General features: G+C 60.2%; 14 protein-coding genes. 6 read left to right on the top strand and 8 right to left on the bottom strand.

Features of this window, described 5'->3' with window-relative positions; all coding sequences use genetic code 11:
- The first annotated feature begins 62 nt into the window (after nt 1–62).
- The 4 genes from budA (at nt 63) to DD597_RS17540 (ending at nt 3937) form a co-directional block, all read left to right on the top strand.
- Entirely contained in the window at nt 63–842 is a 780-nt protein-coding gene (budA, locus tag DD597_RS17525; RefSeq protein ID WP_003858848.1) for an acetolactate decarboxylase, read from the top strand.
- Nucleotides 814–2535: an acetolactate synthase AlsS gene (alsS, locus tag DD597_RS17530; protein WP_176602847.1), complete on the top strand. Its 1722-nt coding sequence runs from the start codon at nt 814–816 to the stop codon at nt 2533–2535. The genes budA and alsS overlap by 29 nt, the downstream gene beginning before the upstream one ends.
- Before the next feature lie 20 nt (nt 2536–2555).
- Nucleotides 2556–3326 (top strand): (S)-acetoin forming diacetyl reductase, encoded by a 771-nt coding sequence (locus DD597_RS17535; RefSeq protein WP_003858846.1) that lies wholly within the window; start codon nt 2556–2558, stop codon nt 3324–3326.
- A 137-nt stretch (nt 3327–3463) separates the two neighbouring features.
- Nucleotides 3464–3937, top strand: coding sequence for a cold-shock protein (locus DD597_RS17540; RefSeq protein WP_129256455.1), 474 nt, complete (start codon nt 3464–3466; stop codon nt 3935–3937).
- Nucleotides 3938–4006: 69 nt separating this feature from the next.
- Here the strand turns inward: DD597_RS17540 and DD597_RS17545 are convergent, their stop codons facing one another.
- From DD597_RS17545 to DD597_RS17565, 5 genes are all read right to left on the bottom strand, one after another.
- Complete coding sequence (locus DD597_RS17545) at nt 4007–4711, bottom strand: ABC transporter ATP-binding protein (RefSeq protein WP_045332421.1); 705 nt, start codon at nt 4709–4711, stop codon at nt 4007–4009.
- On the bottom strand, nt 4698–5534 hold the full coding sequence (locus DD597_RS17550) for an ABC transporter ATP-binding protein (protein ID WP_003858843.1): 837 nt from the start codon (nt 5532–5534) through the stop codon (nt 4698–4700). The genes DD597_RS17545 and DD597_RS17550 overlap by 14 nt, the downstream gene beginning before the upstream one ends.
- Nucleotides 5527–6360: an ABC transporter permease gene (locus DD597_RS17555; protein WP_003858839.1), complete on the bottom strand. Its 834-nt coding sequence runs from the start codon at nt 6358–6360 to the stop codon at nt 5527–5529. Before DD597_RS17555 ends, DD597_RS17550 begins: the two co-directional genes overlap by 8 nt.
- Nucleotides 6360–7373 (bottom strand): ABC transporter permease, encoded by a 1014-nt coding sequence (locus DD597_RS17560; RefSeq protein WP_045335855.1) that lies wholly within the window; start codon nt 7371–7373, stop codon nt 6360–6362. The genes DD597_RS17555 and DD597_RS17560 overlap by 1 nt, the downstream gene beginning before the upstream one ends.
- 71 nt (nt 7374–7444) lie before the next feature.
- Nucleotides 7445–9013 (bottom strand): ABC transporter substrate-binding protein, encoded by a 1569-nt coding sequence (locus tag DD597_RS17565; RefSeq protein WP_045324548.1) that lies wholly within the window; start codon nt 9011–9013, stop codon nt 7445–7447.
- A gap of 200 nt (nt 9014–9213) precedes the next feature.
- Between DD597_RS17565 and DD597_RS17570 the strand changes: the two genes are divergently transcribed.
- Nucleotides 9214–9912, top strand: coding sequence for a GNAT family N-acetyltransferase (locus tag DD597_RS17570; RefSeq protein ID WP_003858833.1), 699 nt, complete (start codon nt 9214–9216; stop codon nt 9910–9912).
- A gap of 102 nt (nt 9913–10014) precedes the next feature.
- Here the strand turns inward: DD597_RS17570 and betA are convergent, their stop codons facing one another.
- Genes betA through betI form a run of 3 tightly spaced genes read right to left on the bottom strand, consistent with a single transcriptional unit; the run spans nt 10015 to nt 13766 of the window.
- Nucleotides 10015–11679 carry a choline dehydrogenase gene (gene betA, locus DD597_RS17575; RefSeq protein ID WP_129256456.1) on the bottom strand — a complete coding sequence of 555 codons (1665 nt, stop codon included), beginning with the start codon at nt 11677–11679 and terminating at the stop codon, nt 10015–10017.
- Between the two features lie 13 nt (nt 11680–11692).
- On the bottom strand, nt 11693–13165 hold the full coding sequence (gene betB, locus DD597_RS17580) for a betaine-aldehyde dehydrogenase (RefSeq protein WP_129256457.1): 1473 nt from the start codon (nt 13163–13165) through the stop codon (nt 11693–11695).
- Between the two features lie 13 nt (nt 13166–13178).
- Nucleotides 13179–13766: a transcriptional regulator BetI gene (gene betI, locus DD597_RS17585; protein ID WP_129256461.1), complete on the bottom strand. Its 588-nt coding sequence runs from the start codon at nt 13764–13766 to the stop codon at nt 13179–13181.
- Between the two features lie 128 nt (nt 13767–13894).
- On the opposite strand from betI, the gene betT reads away from it, so the two are divergent.
- Nucleotides 13895–15928, top strand: coding sequence for a choline BCCT transporter BetT (betT, locus tag DD597_RS17590; protein ID WP_003858825.1), 2034 nt, complete (start codon nt 13895–13897; stop codon nt 15926–15928).
- The last annotated feature ends 55 nt before the right edge of the window (nt 15929–15983 follow it).

Here is a 15983-nt window from a genome sequence, read left to right on the forward strand (position 1 = left end):
TCTGCTGAATCGGGTCAACATTTATTTAACCTTTATAAATAAAGTTGAAGAGGACGGGCATGATGATGCATTCATCTGCATGCGACTGTGAGGCGAGCTTATGCGAGACCCTGCGCGGATTCTCGGCTCAGCATCCTGACAGCGTGATCTATCAGACATCGCTAATGAGCGCCCTGCTAAGCGGCGTCTACGAAGGGGAGACCACCATCGCCGACCTGCTGGCGCACGGCGATTTTGGTCTCGGTACCTTTAACGAGCTGGACGGTGAAATGATTGCCTTCAGCAGCCAGGTGTACCAGCTGCGCGCCGACGGCAGCGCCCGCGCCGCGAAGCCGGAGCAAAAAACGCCGTTCGCGGTGATGACCTGGTTCCAGCCGCAGTACCGCAAAACCTTCGACGGGCCGGTCAGCCGTCAGCAGATCCACGACGTGATCGACCAGCAAATCCCCTCCGATAACCTGTTCTGCGCGCTGCGCATCGACGGCAATTTCCGCCACGCGCACACCCGCACCGTACCGCGCCAGACGCCGCCGTACCGGGCGATGACCGACGTGCTGGATGACCAGCCGGTGTTCCGCTTTAACCAGCGCGAGGGCGTGCTGGTCGGGTTCCGTACCCCGCAGCATATGCAGGGGATAAACGTGGCGGGCTATCACGAACACTTCATCACCGACGACCGACAGGGCGGCGGCCATCTGCTCGACTATCAGCTGGAGAACGGCGTGCTCACCTTCGGCGAAATCCACAAGCTGATGATTGACCTGCCCGCCGACAGCGCGTTTTTACAGGCCAACCTGCACCCCAGCAACCTTGATGCGGCTATCCGCGCCGTCGAAAACTAACAGGAGAACTACCGTGAACAGTGAAAAACAGTCACGTCAGTGGGCGCACGGCGCCGATATGGTTGTCGGCCAGCTGGAAGCGCAGGGTGTGAAGCAGGTGTTCGGCATACCGGGCGCAAAAATCGACAAGGTCTTTGACTCCCTGCTGGACTCCTCCATCGAGATTATCCCGGTGCGTCACGAGGCGAACGCGGCGTTTATGGCGGCAGCGGTAGGGCGGCTAACCGGCAAGGCCGGAGTCGCGCTGGTCACCTCCGGGCCGGGCTGCTCCAACCTGATAACCGGCATCGCCACCGCCAACAGCGAAGGTGACCCGGTGGTCGCGCTGGGTGGGGCGGTGAAGCGGGCAGATAAAGCGAAGCTGGTGCACCAGAGCATGGATACCGTCGCCATGTTCAGCCCGGTGACCAAATACGCCGTGGAGGTCAATTCGCCTGACGCGATTGCCGAGGTGGTGTCGAACGCGTTTCGCGCTGCCGAGCAGGGCAGGCCGGGCGGGGCGTTTGTCAGCCTGCCGCAGGATATTGTCGACCAGCCCACCACGGGGGCGATTTTGCCCGCCAGCGGTCCCGCGCTGATGGGGCCAGCACCGGAATCCGCCATTAACGACGTGGCGAAGCTTATTGAAAAGGCCAAAAACCCGGTCATCTTACTCGGCCTGATGGCCAGCCAGCCCGCCAACAGCGCCGCGCTGCGCAAGCTGCTGGAGAAAAGCCGTATTCCGGTCACCAGCACCTACCAGGCCGCCGGGGCGGTGAATCAGGAACACTTCACCCGCTTCGCCGGACGCGTCGGTCTGTTTAACAACCAGGCGGGCGATCGGCTCCTGCATCTGGCGGATCTGATCATCTGTATCGGTTACAGCCCGGTGGAATACGAGCCGTCCATGTGGAACAGCGGTGACGCCACCCTGGTGCACATTGACGTGCTGCCCGCCTATGAGGAGCGCAAGTATGTTCCCGATCTGGAACTGGTTGGGGATATTGCCGCCACGCTGAATCTGCTTGCCAGCCGAATCGAGCACAAGCTTGAACTCAGCCAGCGCGCCTCGGAAATTCTTGTCGATCGCCAGCATCAGCGGGACCTCCTCGACCGTCGCGGCGCATCGCTTAACCAGTTTGCCCTGCATCCGCTGCGCATCGTGCGCGCCATGCAGGACATCGTGAACAACGACGTGACGCTCACCGTCGACATGGGCAGCTTCCACATCTGGATCGCCCGCTACCTCTACAGCTTCCGCGCGCGTCAGGTGATGATCTCCAACGGTCAGCAGACCATGGGCGTGGCGCTGCCGTGGGCGATTGGCGCGTGGCTGGTCAACCCGGGGCGCAAGGTGGTGTCGGTCTCCGGGGACGGCGGCTTTTTGCAGTCGAGCATGGAGCTGGAAACCGCCGTACGCCTCAACGCCAATATTCTGCACATCATCTGGGTGGATAACGCCTACAACATGGTGGCCATCCAGGAGGAGAAAAAATATCAGCGTCTCTCCGGCGTGGAGTTCGGCCCGGTCGATTTCAAAGCCTATGCCGACGCGTTCGGTGCGAAAGGCTTTGCCGTCGAGAGCGCCGATGCGCTCGAACCGACGCTGCGTGCGGCAATGGATGTCGATGGCCCGGCCGTGGTGGCCATTCCCGTCGACTACAGCGATAACCCGCTGCTGATGGGCCAGCTCCATCTCAGCCAGATTTTGTGAATCAATATAAGGACAGAGAAATGCAAAAAGTGGCTCTCGTAACCGGCTCCGGCCAGGGGATTGGCAAAGCGATCGCGCTTCGCCTGGTGAAGGATGGTTTTGCCGTTGCTATTGCGGATTATAACGAAGAGACGGCGAAAGCGGTCGCGGATGAGATCACCCGCAACGGCGGGAAGGCCGTCGCCGTGAAGGTGGACGTCTCTGACCGCGAGCAGGTGTTCGCGGCGGTGGAAAAAGCCCGCACTGCGCTGGGCGGTTTTAACGTCATCGTCAATAACGCCGGGGTGGCGCCGTCCACGCCCATCGAATCCATCACGCCGGAGATTGTCGACAAGGTCTACAACATCAACGTGAAAGGGGTGATCTGGGGCATTCAGGCCGCAATTGACGCCTTCCGCAAAGAGGGGCACGGCGGCAAAATCATCAACGCCTGCTCCCAGGCGGGCCATACCGGCAACCCGGAACTGGCGGTCTACAGCTCCAGCAAGTTCGCGGTGCGTGGCTTAACCCAGACCGCCGCGCGGGATCTCGCGCCGCTGGGGATCACCGTTAACGCCTATTGCCCGGGCATCGTCAAAACGCCGATGTGGGCGGAAATCGACCGTCAGGTCTCCGAGGCGGCGGGTAAACCGCTTGGCTACGGGACGGAAACCTTTGCCAAACGCATTACGCTTGGCCGTTTGTCCGAGCCGGAAGACGTGGCCGCCTGCGTCTCTTACCTCGCCGGGCCGGATTCCGACTACATGACCGGTCAGTCGCTGCTGATTGATGGTGGGATGGTGTTCAACTAAATACACAATACTAAAAAGCTCTGACATGAACTTTCCCCTGCTCCCGTGCAGGGGCTTTTTTTTGTCTCGTCAGCCATTGTGCATTACACTGCGCGCTGCAAAACTTTAGTCTTGAGATCTGACAGGCGGTAACAGCGATGAACGGTACAATCACAACGTGGTTTAAAGATAAAGGCTTTGGATTTATCAAAGATGAAAACGGCGACAACCGCTACTTTCATGTGATTAAGGTCGCCAACCCTGATCTGATTAAGAAAGATGCGGCGGTGACCTTCGAGCCAACCACCAACAGCAAAGGCCTTTCCGCGTATGCGGTGAAGGTGATCCCCGAAAGTAAGCACCTCTATATTGCAGGCGAGCGCGTGAAGCTCACCTCGATCAAATCCTTCGTGGTGTTCAGCGAGGAAGAGCACGTTGATACTAAAATCGACAAAGAGAACGCGGTGCTGTCGGTGGGGCTGCTGATGAACAGCATCAAACCAAAATCCGAGAAAAAGCCGGGCAAAATGCGCACGGTGAAGAAGCTGGCGATCACTACCTTCCAGAACACGACGCTGATCTTCACTGAAGATGAGATCGACATCGACGCCACGGTGAAGCTGCTGAAGTAACGTTTTGCCGGGTGGCGGTTACGCCTTACCCGGCCTACAAAATGCGTGCGGCACTCGCCGCCGCACGGTTTACCCCATCCTGTGCTCGCCCCGCAACATTGCTTCACGGTCAAATACCCGCTGGATCTCCCCGTGCGCCATAAATGCCGCCCGGTCGGACATATGCGCAATCACATCCGCATCGTGGCTCACCAGCAGGTAGGTCATGCCGTGCTGCGCCTTCAGGCGGTTGAGCAGGTTCAGAATCTCCGCCTGTACCGACATATCCAGCGCCGAGGTCGGTTCATCCAGCAGCAGAAGCTGCGGGCGCAGCAGCAGCGCGCGGGCAATGGCCACGCGCTGACGCTGTCCGCCGGAAAGCTGATGCGGGTAACGCCTGCCCGCATCGGCAGCCAGACCTACCTGTTGCAGCGCATCCGCCACTTTTTCGGCAACCTGGCTTTCGCCGTGGATGTTTAACGGCTCCGACAGGGTGCGGGCAATGGTGTGGTTCGGGTGCAAAGACGCCCACGGATCCTGGAACACCATCTGCACGTTGCGGCGAAGCGCGCCTTCAAAACGTCGTCCTGGCCGTAAATTTTCCCCGAGGACGGAAATGTGGCCATTCCACTCGGGCAGCAGCCCCGCCAGCACGCGCAGAAGAGTCGATTTGCCGCAGCCGGATTCACCGATCAGGCTGAAGGTTTCACCTTTTTCGATGGCAAAACTGGCGGCGGAAACCGCCGTTTTTTCACCAAAACTCACCCGGAGCTGGTTAACCTCAACGAGTGCCATTGTCGTCCTCCTTCCACGGTTGCGAACGGTCGAGCGTCGGCAGCATCTTGCCAAACGTCCCGGCGTTCGGGCGGCAGGTCCAGAGCGTGCGCGTGTAGGGATGGGTTGCCTGCGGCAACTGGCTCGCCGCCATTTCATCAACGTTCTCACCCTGATACATCACCAGCACGCGGTCGCAGTGTTCCGCGACGAGCGGCAAGTCGTGGCTGATTAACAGCATCGCCATCTGCCGCGCCTCGCACTGCTGTACCAGCAGCTCCAGGATCTGGTTGCGCAGGCGTGCGTCCAGCGCGGAAGTCGGTTCGTCGGCGATCAGCACCTGCGGGTTGTTGACGAGCGCAATGGCGATCATCACGCGCTGGCCCATGCCGCCGGAAAGTTCGCCGGGATAGCGCTGGAGCACGTGCTCGTTCAGCCCCACGGCGCGGATGATATCGTGAATGCGCGCCAGTCGTTCGGCGCGGGGCAGGCGCTGATGGAGGGTCAGCGCCTCATCAAGCTGGGCGGCGACGGTTTTCACCGGGTTTAGCGCGTAGCGCGGGTCCTGTAGAACCATCGCAATGCCGTTGCCGCGCAGCGCCTGCCAGCGGCGGCTGTTCAGGGTCAGCAGGTCGTTGCCAAGCACGTTAAGCCGCTTAGCGCTCACGATGCCGGGCTTGCGCACCAGCCCCATCAGGGCGCGGGCAGACATGGACTTGCCGGAGCCGGATTCTCCCACCAGCGCCAGCCGCTCTTTGCCCAACGTAAAGCTCAGGTTGTTGACCACGCGCGCGGCGGGGTAGTCGATATTCAGCGCATCGACGATGACGCGGTGTTCAGTCATGCTGTGGCTCCAGTACGTCGCGCAGGCCATCGCCCAGCAGGTTAAAGGCCAGGCTGGCAAACAGAATCGCCCCGCCTGGAATGGCGGCAATCCACCACTGGTCAAAAATGACCTGCATGCCGTCGGCAATCATCGCGCCCCATTCCGCCATCGGTGGACGCGCGCCCAGACCAAGGAAGCCCAGCCCGGCAGCGGCCAGAATAATCCCGGCCAGATCCAGCGCCAGTCGCACAATCGCGGAGGGCAGGCACAGGGGCAGAATATGGCCGACCAGCAGGCGCGGGCCGCGAATGCCCATCATCTCCGCGGCGGCCAGATAATCGCTGTGGCGCAGACGCTGGATTTCACTGCGCGCCTGGCGCGCATAGGCAGGCCAGGTCGTTAAGGCCAGCGCCAGCGCGCCGTTCACCAGACCGGGGCCGAGCATCGCGACAAACGCGAAGGCGAGGATCAGGCGCGGCATCGACATCACCACGTCGGTAAAGCGCATCAGGATGCGCTCCATCCAGCCGCCGTAGTAGCCTGACAAAATCCCCACCAGCAGACCGGCGGGGAGGGTAATAACGGTGACTAAGGCCACCAGCCCCAGTGCCGGACGGGTGCCGTAGATTAATCGGGAGAGCAGATCCCGCCCATAGCTGTCAGTACCCAGCCAGTGCTGCGCGTTGGGCGGTTGCAGACGCGCGGCGGCGTCCTGCCAGTTGGGATCCTGCGGCGCAAGCCACGGCGCGAACAGAGCAATAAGCACCAGCAGCGCGATGGCGATCAGCCCGCAAAACGCGGCAGGGGAGCGGCGCAGGCGGCGTAAGAAGAGATAAAACGGCATTAGCGCACCCTGGGATCGGTCGCCCGCACAAGCAGGTCGGTAAGGTTATTGATCAGAACAAAGCAGACGCCAATCAGCAGCGTGCCGCCCATCACGGCGGTGGTGTCACCGGCGAACAGGGCCGTGGTGAGGTAGCGCCCGATGCCCGGCCACGAGAAGACGGTTTCGGTTAATACCGCGCCCTCCAGCATGCTTGTGTAGGCCAGCGCAATCACCGTCAGCAGGGTGCTGCGAATGTTCGGCAGCACGTGACGCAGCAGGATGGTCATCTCTCCGGCGCCCTTGGCGCGGGCGAGCAATATGTACTCTTTGTTCATCTCGCTCAGACAGGCGGAGCGCGTCAGGCGGGTGATGCTTGCCAGCGAGTAGTAGGCCAGCAGCAGCACCGGTAGCACCAGGTGGCTGATGGCGTTGCGGAACGCCTCGCGGTCGCCGGAAAGCCAGGTATCCACCAGCGCAAATCCGGTTCGTGGCTCGACGGTGAATTGCCAGATGTCGTCCAGCCTGCCGGGGCCAACGCTCCACTGTAGTTTCGCGTAGAACAGAGCCAGCATCAGCAGGCCGAGCCAGAATATCGGCACCGAATTGCCGAGCAGGGTGAGCGTTCTGATCGCTAAGTCCAGTGGCGAACCGGCGTAGCGGGCGCACAGCACACCCGCAATCACGCCGAGTACTGTGCCGATAATTAGCGCCAGCGTTGCCAGTTCCAGCGTGGCGGGAAAGGCGTGCAGCAGGTCCTGCAATACCGGCTGACCGGTAGCGCTGGCGGTGCCTAAATCCCCGTGAGCGAGGTTTTGCAGGTAGTGCCAGAACTGCACCGGCAGGGGCCGATCCAGCCCAAGCTGGTGGCGTACCTGATCGTAAGTGGATTGGCTGGCGTGATCGCCGACGATCTGCAATACGCGATCGACCGGGGAAAAGGCAGAGAGCGCAAACGTGACCAGCAGTAGCCCGAACAGCGTGAGCAGGAGAGTCAGCAGACCCTGAAGCATGCGGGTGGAAAGATGTGGCATGGGAAAATCGTTATCCTGAAAATATGCACGAACGACCCCCTCTCCCACGGGAGAGGGAGAGGGGGGAAAAGCTACTTCATAACGCGATCGTACCAGACCATATCCGCGTTCAGCCCCTGCTGATACCCCTTGACGTTATCGCGCACCACGATCTGAGTTTTGCCCTGGTCAACGAACACGTACGGCGAGGTATGCTGTAACTGTTCCTGCATCTTCTTATACAGATCCAGACGTTTCGCCGGATCCGGCTCGGCAACCGCCGCCAGCGTGGCCTTGTTCAGCTCCGGGATTTTCCAGCCGTTCAGACCGGCCACGGTGCTGGACTTCCCGTCGTTCCACGCGAAGGCGCTGGCGTTGGAGTGCGCATCGAAGTAATCCGGGATCCACAGACGAATCGCCGCCTGATGCTGCTTAGCGCGCACGCGGGCGTACACCTGGCTACCCGCAGCGGGCAGCAGATCCACCTTCACGCCACCCTGAGCAAAGCTCGCCTGCATGGATTGCGCGATGGTGATGAACGGTGGTTTATTCTCCACGTCCAGCGTGAAATGCGCGTCTTTGATGCCCGCCTTGGCGAGGATCGCTTTTGCTTTTGCCGGGTCAAACGTGAACGGATTGTCCTCCAGCGCGCCCGGCAGGCCGACCGGCAGGAAGCTCTGATGAACAAAATACTGGCCTTTCAGCAGGTCTTTGGTGATGCCTTCATAATCCACCAGCCAGCGCGAGGCTTCCCAGAACGCTGGATTATTCAGCAGCGGGTTAGCGCTGTTACCGGTGTTAAACACCAGATAGTTTTGCTCGGCAGAAGGGATGCTCAGTACCTTCACGCCCGGCTTGCCGCTGAGGGCGCTTATCTGGTCTGCACCCAGATCGCGCGCCACGTCCGCATCACCCTGCTGGATCAGCAGGCGGCGGGAAGCGGGATCGGGGACGTTTTTAATGATGATGCTTTTAAGCTTCGGCGCGCCGCCGGGCGCGGAGTCGTTGGCTTCCAGCACGATGGCCTGATGCGGCTGGTAAACGCGCATTTTGAACGCGCCGCTGCCCGCAGAGTGCATTTTTAACCACGCGTTGCCGAAGTCGTTATCCTTCACGTTCGCCGCAACCTGTTTTTCATCGACGATTGAGGCAATCGGCGTGGAGAGAATATTCAGCGCCACCGACGGGCTAACGTCGGCCGTCCAGTGAAGCGTGAGGGTATGGTCGTCCACTTTCTTTAGCTGGCTGGCGATGTTGCTGGCGTCCCAGCCCAGTACGTTGAGGATAAACGCCGGGGATTTGTTCAGCGTCACGGCGCGGGTATAAGAGAAGATCACGTCTTCCGGGCGCAGCGGGTTGCCGGAGGAGAATTTCGCATCGGGTTTAAGCTTGATGGTCAGGGTTTTTGCTGCCGCGTCCGCGTCCCAGCTTTCTGCCAGAACCGGCGTGATTTTTTCCGGATTATCGCGGTCCGGCTGTACCAGACGCTGGTACAGGCTCGGCACGGTCTGGATGCTGGAAAGCTCGTTGGCTTCGGCCGGGTCAAGGCTCACGATATCATCCAGACCCTGGGCGACAACCAGCGTGTTGGGCGGGGTAGCGGCGTGAGCAGCGCTTGAGAGCGCAGCCAGCACCAGTAACGGCAGCAGTTTTTTAGTCATAGCGATCCCTGAATAAAATATATTGTGATTGTTTTATGCACCGTTACGGTAGGCTGGCTGAGGATTTCCTCAAAGTCGAAATTCTGCTTTGCTTATGCCATCCGGGAATAACGCATTCGGTCTGGTTATGAGTCACCTCTCTTTTCGTTCGCTTTTTAACCTGCTATAACAAACTCCTTACCTTTCAGGGAGTCACCGCCGTGCCCGAAATCAATCAACATGGTCAAACCGTTAACGATATTGTCCCGGACTGGAAATGCGCCCGCGCGTTAACCCGTACTCTGCTCACCGGCCAGTATTGCCGCCTGGAGCCGCTGGATGCTGACCGCCATTCGGCTGATTTGTTTGAAGCCTATGCGCTGGGTGACGACAGCGACTGGACGTGGCTTGCCAGCACCCAGCCTGTGAGCGTTGAGGCCACTGCGCACTGGGTGCTGGGAAAGGTGCTGGATGACGACCTGGTGCCCTTTGCCGTTATCGATCTGCGCACCGAAAAGGCGGTAGGGCTGGTCAGCTATATGGCGATAGAACGCTTTCAGGGCTCGGTTGAGATCGGCCACGTCACCTGGTCGCGCAGGATGAAGGGCACCCGCGTGGGTACCGAAGCGGTGTGGCTGCTGCTGAAAAATGCCTTTGAGCATCAATATCGCCGGCTGGAGTGGAAGTGTGATTCGATGAACATCGCCTCACGCAACGCGGCGGAGCGGCTGGGGTTTGTCTGGGAAGGGCGCCTGCGCCAGAAGCTGGTGCGTAAAGGCCGCAACCGCGACAGCGATATGCTTTCGATTATTGACGGCGAATGGCCGGAAAAGGATGCGGCTCTGCGGGCCTGGCTGGCAGCGGAGAATTTTGACGGGGAAGGGCGGCAGGTCAGGCGGTTAGAGGAATTTCGGACGTAAAAGCCTTACCCCTCACCCCAACCCTCTCCCCAAAGGGGAGAGGGTGTTCAAGTTCCCTCTCCCCTTTGGGGAGAGGGTTAGGGTGAGGGGAGAAGTTCGCACTCAGCGGCGAACCGGCGCCCCGTTCGCCACATAATACGCCGCCGTGCTCTTCGCCAGCGGCTCGCGCCTGCGAATGGCGTCGGCAATCTTTTCGCCAATCATGATGGTGGTGGCGTTCAGGTTGCCGGTGATAATCTGCGGCATAATCGACGCATCCACTACGCGTAACCCTTCCAGCCCGTGAACGCGGCCTTCGCCGTCGACCACCGCCATTTCGTCGTAGCCCATCTTGCAGGTACCGCACGGGTGGAAGGCGGTTTCGGCGTGGTTGCGCACGAACTCGTCCAGCTGTTCGTCGGTCTGGCATTCGACGCCCGGGCTGATTTCACGACCGCGATACTTGTCCAGCGCCGGCTGATGCATGATCTCGCGGGTGATGCGGATCGCGTCGCGGAACTCCTGCCAGTCCTGCTCGTGGGACATGTAGTTGAACAGGATCGCCGGATGCTGGTGCGGATCGCGCGACTTGATGCGCACGTGGCCGCGGCTCGGGGAGCGCATGGATCCAACGTGGCACTGAAAACCATGCTCTTTCACCGCGTTCGAGCCGTTGTAGTTAATCGCCACCGGCAGGAAGTGATACTGAATGTTCGGCCACTCGAACTCCTCGCGGCTGCGGATAAACCCGCCTGCTTCGAAGTGGTTGCTCGCGCCCACGCCCGTGCCGCCAAACAGCCACTCCGCGCCAATCTTCGGCTGGTTCCACCATTGCAGGGCAGGGTAGAGGGAGACCGGCTCCTTACATTCATACTGAAGATACATCTCCAGGTGATCCTGCAAGTTTTCACCCACCCCGGGTAAATCATGTACCAGCGGGATATCAAACTGCTTCAGCAGTTCAGCGTTGCCCACGCCGGAGCGCTGGAGGATCTGCGGAGACGCGATGGCGCCCGCGCACAACAGTACCTCTTTCTTCGCTGTCGCTTTTGACGGAATGGTGCTTTCGCCTTCCAGCCACTCGACGCCCACCGCGCGCTTGCCGTCAAAGATAATGTGATCGGTCATGGCGTGGGTGCGGATGGTCAGATTCGGGCGCGGTTTGGCCTGATCCAGATAGCCGCGCGCGGTGCTGGCGCGTCGGCCCTGCGGCGTGACCGTGCGATCCATCGGGCCAAAGCCTTCCTGCTGATAGCCGTTGAGATCGTCGGTGCGCGGGTAGCCCGCCTGCACGCCTGCCTCCACCATCGCTTCAAACAGCGGGTTCACACCCGGCTTAGAGGTGGTGACGCTCACCGGACCGTCGCCGCCGTGGTAGTCGTTCGGCCCCACGTCGCGGGTCTCTGCCTTGCGGTAGTAGGGCAGGCAGTTGAGATAGCTCCAGTGCTCCAGACCGGGTTCTTTCGCCCAGTGGTCCAGATCCATTGCATTGCCGCGCACGTAGCACATGCCGTTGATCAGCGACGAGCCGCCCAGCCCTTTACCCCGTCCGCACTCCATGCGGCGGTTGTTCATGAAAGGCTCTGGCTCGGTTTCATACGCCCAGTTGTAGCGCTTGCCCTGCAACGGGAAGGCCAGCGCGGCAGGCATCTGGGTGCGGAAGTCAAAGCGGTAGTCCGGCCCGCCCGCCTCAAGCAGCAGGACGGTGGTGTTTGGATCTTCAGTCAGTCGTGTTGCCAGTACGTTGCCGGCAGAGCCGGCCCCGATAATGATGTAGTCAAATTGCAAATAAACCTCCCGGTTAAAATATGGACTGGAATTTACCCATCTCAACCTGGATGGACTTCACCTGGGTGTAGCTCTGAAGCGTCATGACGCCGTTCTCACGGCCAATGCCGGAGTGTTTGTAGCCGCCCACCGGCATCTCTGCGGCGGATTCGCCCCAGGTGTTGATCCAGCAGATGCCCGCTTCGAGCTGATGAATGGCGCCGTGGGCGCGGTTCAGGTCGGCCGTGACGATGCCTGCCGCCAGCCCGTAGTCGGTGTCGTTGGCGCGGCGAATCGCTTCTTCATCGGATTCGTAGGTGAGGATGGACATCACCGGGCCGAAGATCTCTTCGCGCACGATGGTCATCTCGTCGGTGCAGTCGGTGAACACGGTCGGGGCCACCCACGCGCCGTTATCGAAGCCTTCGCCCTTCAGCACGTCACCGCCGCACAGCACGCGCGCGCCTTCCTCTTTGCCTTTGGCGATGTAGCGCAACACGCTGTCGCGGTGCGGGAAGCTAACCATCGGGCCAAAGTTGGTGCTTTCATCGAACAGATCGCCCGCGCGGATGCGGCCCACGCGCTCAACGATTTTTTGCTCAAACGCGGCTTTGAACTTCGCGGGCACGAACACGCGGGTGCCGTTGGTGCACACCTGGCCGGAGCTGAAGAAGTTGGCCATCATGGCGATATCTGCCGCGAGATCCAGATCCGCATCGTCAAACACTATCAGCGGGGATTTACCGCCCAGCTCCATCGTCACCTCTTTCAGGGACGAGGCCGCCGAGTTCGCCATCACCTTTTTGCCGCTGGCGACGCCGCCGGTAAAGGAGACTTTGGCGATGCCCGGATGCTCGGTCAGGAACTGGCCGGTCTCTGCGCCTACGCCCGGCAGGACGTTAAACACGCCGTCCGGCAGGCCCGCCTCGGTGTAGATCTCCGCCAGTTTCAGGGCGGTAAGCGGCGTCACTTCGCTCGGCTTGAAGATCATTGCGTTGCCCGCCGCCAGCGCCGGCGCGGATTTCCACAGGGCGATCTGGATCGGGTAGTTCCACGCGCCGATGCCCGCCACCACGCCCAGCGGCTCGCGGCGGGTGTAGACGAATGAGGTGTCGCGCAGCGGGATCTGGCTGCCTTCCAGCGCCGGGATCAGCCCCGCGTAGTACTCCAGCACGTCCGCGCCGGTGACGATGTCGACGGTCGAGGTTTCGGAATACGCTTTACCGGTGTCGAGGGTTTCCAGCGTTGCCAGCTCGTTGTTACGCTCGCGCAGGATATCGACGGCGCGACGCAGGATGCGCGAGCGCTCCATGGCGGTCATCGCCGCCCAGATTTTTTGCCCGCGCTTTGCGCTTTCGACGGCGCGGTCCACGTCTTCGCGCCCGGCGGCCTGCACGGTCGCCAGAACTTCACCGTTCGCCGGGTTGATGGTCTCGAAGGTGCGACCGCTGGTGGCGTATGTATAACCACCATTGATATAAAGCTGCTGTTCTGCCATTCGGGACATAAATTCTCCTCGGTTAGTCGGTCGGTAAATGCTGGCTGATAAAGTGGCTGGTAAGCGACTGGGCCAAGGTTTTATCCAGCGGTTTGCCGCTGAGCGCAGCGCGCAGCCACAGCCCGTCAATCAGTGCGGCGAGCCCGTAGCCCGCCTCTTCAGCCTGTTCACGCGGCAGCTCGCGGCGGAACTCGTACACCAGGTTTGAGAGCAACCGACGGCTGCTGACCTGCTGCAAACGGTAGAGCATCGGCTGATGCATGCTGCTGGCCCAGAAGGCCAGCCAGGCCTTCATCGCCGCGCCGCTAACCTGAGTTTCATCAAAATTGCCGCCGACAATCGCCTGCAAGCGCTGCTCTGCACTGCCGTCCGGCAGGGCACGTAAACGGCTTAATACCGCGTCGCGCAGCTGACCGGTGATGTCGCGCATGGTCGCTTCCAGCAGACCGTTTTTATCTTTGAAATAGTGGCTGATGATCCCCGTGGATACGCGCGCCCGACGGGCGATCTGCGCGATGGTTGCGTCATGCATTCCCACTTCATTAATTGCTTCCAGCGTGGCATCGATTAGCTGCCTGCGCCGGATCGGCTGCATCCCCACTTTGGGCATTTTTGCCACTCCATTCATCAGCGTTGGTAATCTATTAAAGCGGTTTTTGATTGGACGTTCAATATAAAATGTGTCTTAATTGTTGCGATTTTGGATTTCAATAGTTACAAAAACAGTGGGGATACTGGATGACAGACCTTTCACAAGACAGAGAAAAAGACAAAATCAACCCGGTCGTTTTTTATACGTCCGCCGGGCTGATTTTGTTGTTTTCCCTGACGACCATCTTCTTTCGTGATTTTTCTGCCGAGTGGATTGGGCGCACTCTGGACTGGGTGTCAAAGACCTTCGGCTGGTACTATCTGCTGGCCGCGACGCTTTACATCGTGTTCGTGGTCTGCATTGCCTGCTCGCGCTTCGGTTCGGTAAAGCTCGGGCCAGAGCAGTCTAAGCCCGAGTTCAGCCTGCTGAGCTGGGCCGCAATGCTGTTTGCCGCAGGCATCGGCATCGACCTGATGTTCTTCTCCGTGGCGGAACCGGTCACGCAATATATGCAGCCGCCGGAAGGGGCAGGGCAGACGATGGAGGCCGCGCGCCAGGCGATGGTCTGGACGCTGTTCCACTACGGCCTGACGGGCTGGTCGATGTACGCCCTGATGGGCATGGCGCTCGGATACTTTAGCTATCGTTATAATTTGCCCCTTACCATCCGCTCCGCGCTGTACCCGATTTTCGGCAAAAAGATCAACGGTCCGATTGGCCACAGCGTCGACATTGCGGCGGTGATCGGCACCATCTTCGGCATCGCCACCACGCTCGGAATTGGCGTGGTGCAGCTCAACTACGGGCTGAGCGTGCTGTTTGACATCCCGGATTCGATGGCGGCGAAGGCGGCGCTGATTGCGCTGTCGGTGATTATCGCCACCATCTCGGTGACCTCCGGCGTGGATAAAGGGATTCGCGTGCTCTCCGAACTGAACGTCGCGCTGGCGCTGGGGCTGATCCTGTTCGTGCTGTTTATGGGCGACACCTCGTTCCTGCTCAATGCTTTGGTACTGAACGTGGGTGATTACGTGAACCGCTTTATGGGCATGACGCTGAACAGCTTCGCCTTTGACCGTCCGACAGAGTGGATGAACAACTGGACGCTGTTCTTCTGGGCGTGGTGGGTGGCGTGGTCGCCGTTTGTCGGCCTGTTCCTGGCGCGTATTTCGCGTGGGCGCACCATCCGTCAGTTCGTGATGGGCACGCTGATCATCCCGTTCACCTTTACCCTGCTGTGGCTGTCGATTTTCGGCAACAGCGCGCTGCACGAGATCATCCACGGCAATGCGACTTTTGCCCAGGAAGCGATGGCGCACCCGGAGCGCGGCTTCTACAGCCTGCTGGCGCAGTACCCGGCGTTCACCTTTAGCGCGTCCGTAGCGACCATCACCGGCCTGCTGTTCTATGTCACCTCGGCGGACTCTGGCGCGCTGGTGCTGGGGAACTTCACCTCGAAGCTCAAGGACATTAACAGCGACGCGCCGAACTGGCTGCGCATCTTCTGGTCCGTCGCCATCGGCCTGCTGACGCTCGGCATGCTGATGACCAACGGTATCTCTGCGTTGCAGAACACGACGGTGATCATGGGCCTGCCGTTCAGCTTCGTGATCTTCTTCGTGATGGCCGGGCTGTATAAATCGCTTAAGGTGGAAGACTACCGCCGCGTCAGCGCCAGCCGCGACACCGCCCCGCGTCCGCTGGGCGCGCAGGACAGGCTGAGCTGGAAAAAACGCCTCTCGCGCCTGATGAATTACCCCGGTACGCGCTACACCAAACAGATGATGGAGACGGTCTGTTTCCCGGCGATGGAAGAGGTGGCCCAGGAGCTGAAGCTGCGTGGCGCCTACGTGGAGCTGAAAAACCTGCCCCCGGAAGAGGGCGAAAATCTGGGGCACCTGGATCTGCTGGTGCACATGGGCGACGAGCAGAACTTTGTCTATCAGATCTGGCCGCAGCAGTATTCGGTGCCCGGGTTCACCTACCGCGCGCGCAGCGGGAAGTCGACCTACTACCGCCTGGAGACGTTCCTGCTGGAAGGCAGCCAGGGGAATGATCTGATGGATTACAGCAAGGAGCAGGTGATTACGGACATTCTGGACCAGTATGAACGGCACCTGAACTTTATCCATCTGCACAGGGAAGCACCGGGGAATAGCGTGATGTTCCCGGATGTCTAAACGGATTCTTAAAATACCTTCAAACTGTATATAAATGGGTCTTCCCCGATCATGG

The sequence above is a fragment of the Enterobacter cloacae complex sp. 677-3DZ2D5B genome (genome assembly GCF_004136695.1).
GTDB lineage: Bacteria > Pseudomonadota > Gammaproteobacteria > Enterobacterales > Enterobacteriaceae > Enterobacter > Enterobacter hormaechei_C.

What these genes read in the sequence shown, in the direction of transcription:
- budA (WP_003858848.1), top strand. Translation starts at nt 63, where the DNA reads ATGATGCATTCATCTGCATGCGACTGTGAGGCGAGCTTATGCGAGACC.
- alsS (WP_176602847.1), top strand. Translation starts at nt 814, where the DNA reads ATGCGGCTATCCGCGCCGTCGAAAACTAACAGGAGAACTACCGTGAAC.
- DD597_RS17535 (WP_003858846.1), top strand. Translation starts at nt 2,556, where the DNA reads ATGCAAAAAGTGGCTCTCGTAACCGGCTCCGGCCAGGGGATTGGCAAA.
- DD597_RS17540 (WP_129256455.1), top strand. Translation starts at nt 3,464, where the DNA reads ATGAACGGTACAATCACAACGTGGTTTAAAGATAAAGGCTTTGGATTT.
- DD597_RS17545 (WP_045332421.1), bottom strand. Translation starts at nt 4,711, where the DNA reads ATGGCACTCGTTGAGGTTAACCAGCTCCGGGTGAGTTTTGGTGAAAAA.
- DD597_RS17550 (WP_003858843.1), bottom strand. Translation starts at nt 5,534, where the DNA reads ATGACTGAACACCGCGTCATCGTCGATGCGCTGAATATCGACTACCCC.
- DD597_RS17555 (WP_003858839.1), bottom strand. Translation starts at nt 6,360, where the DNA reads ATGCCGTTTTATCTCTTCTTACGCCGCCTGCGCCGCTCCCCTGCCGCG.
- DD597_RS17560 (WP_045335855.1), bottom strand. Translation starts at nt 7,373, where the DNA reads ATGCCACATCTTTCCACCCGCATGCTTCAGGGTCTGCTGACTCTCCTG.
- DD597_RS17565 (WP_045324548.1), bottom strand. Translation starts at nt 9,013, where the DNA reads ATGACTAAAAAACTGCTGCCGTTACTGGTGCTGGCTGCGCTCTCAAGC.
- betB (WP_129256457.1), bottom strand. Translation starts at nt 13,165, where the DNA reads ATGTCCCGAATGGCAGAACAGCAGCTTTATATCAATGGTGGTTATACA.
- betI (WP_129256461.1), bottom strand. Translation starts at nt 13,766, where the DNA reads ATGCCCAAAGTGGGGATGCAGCCGATCCGGCGCAGGCAGCTAATCGAT.
- betT (WP_003858825.1), top strand. Translation starts at nt 13,895, where the DNA reads ATGACAGACCTTTCACAAGACAGAGAAAAAGACAAAATCAACCCGGTC.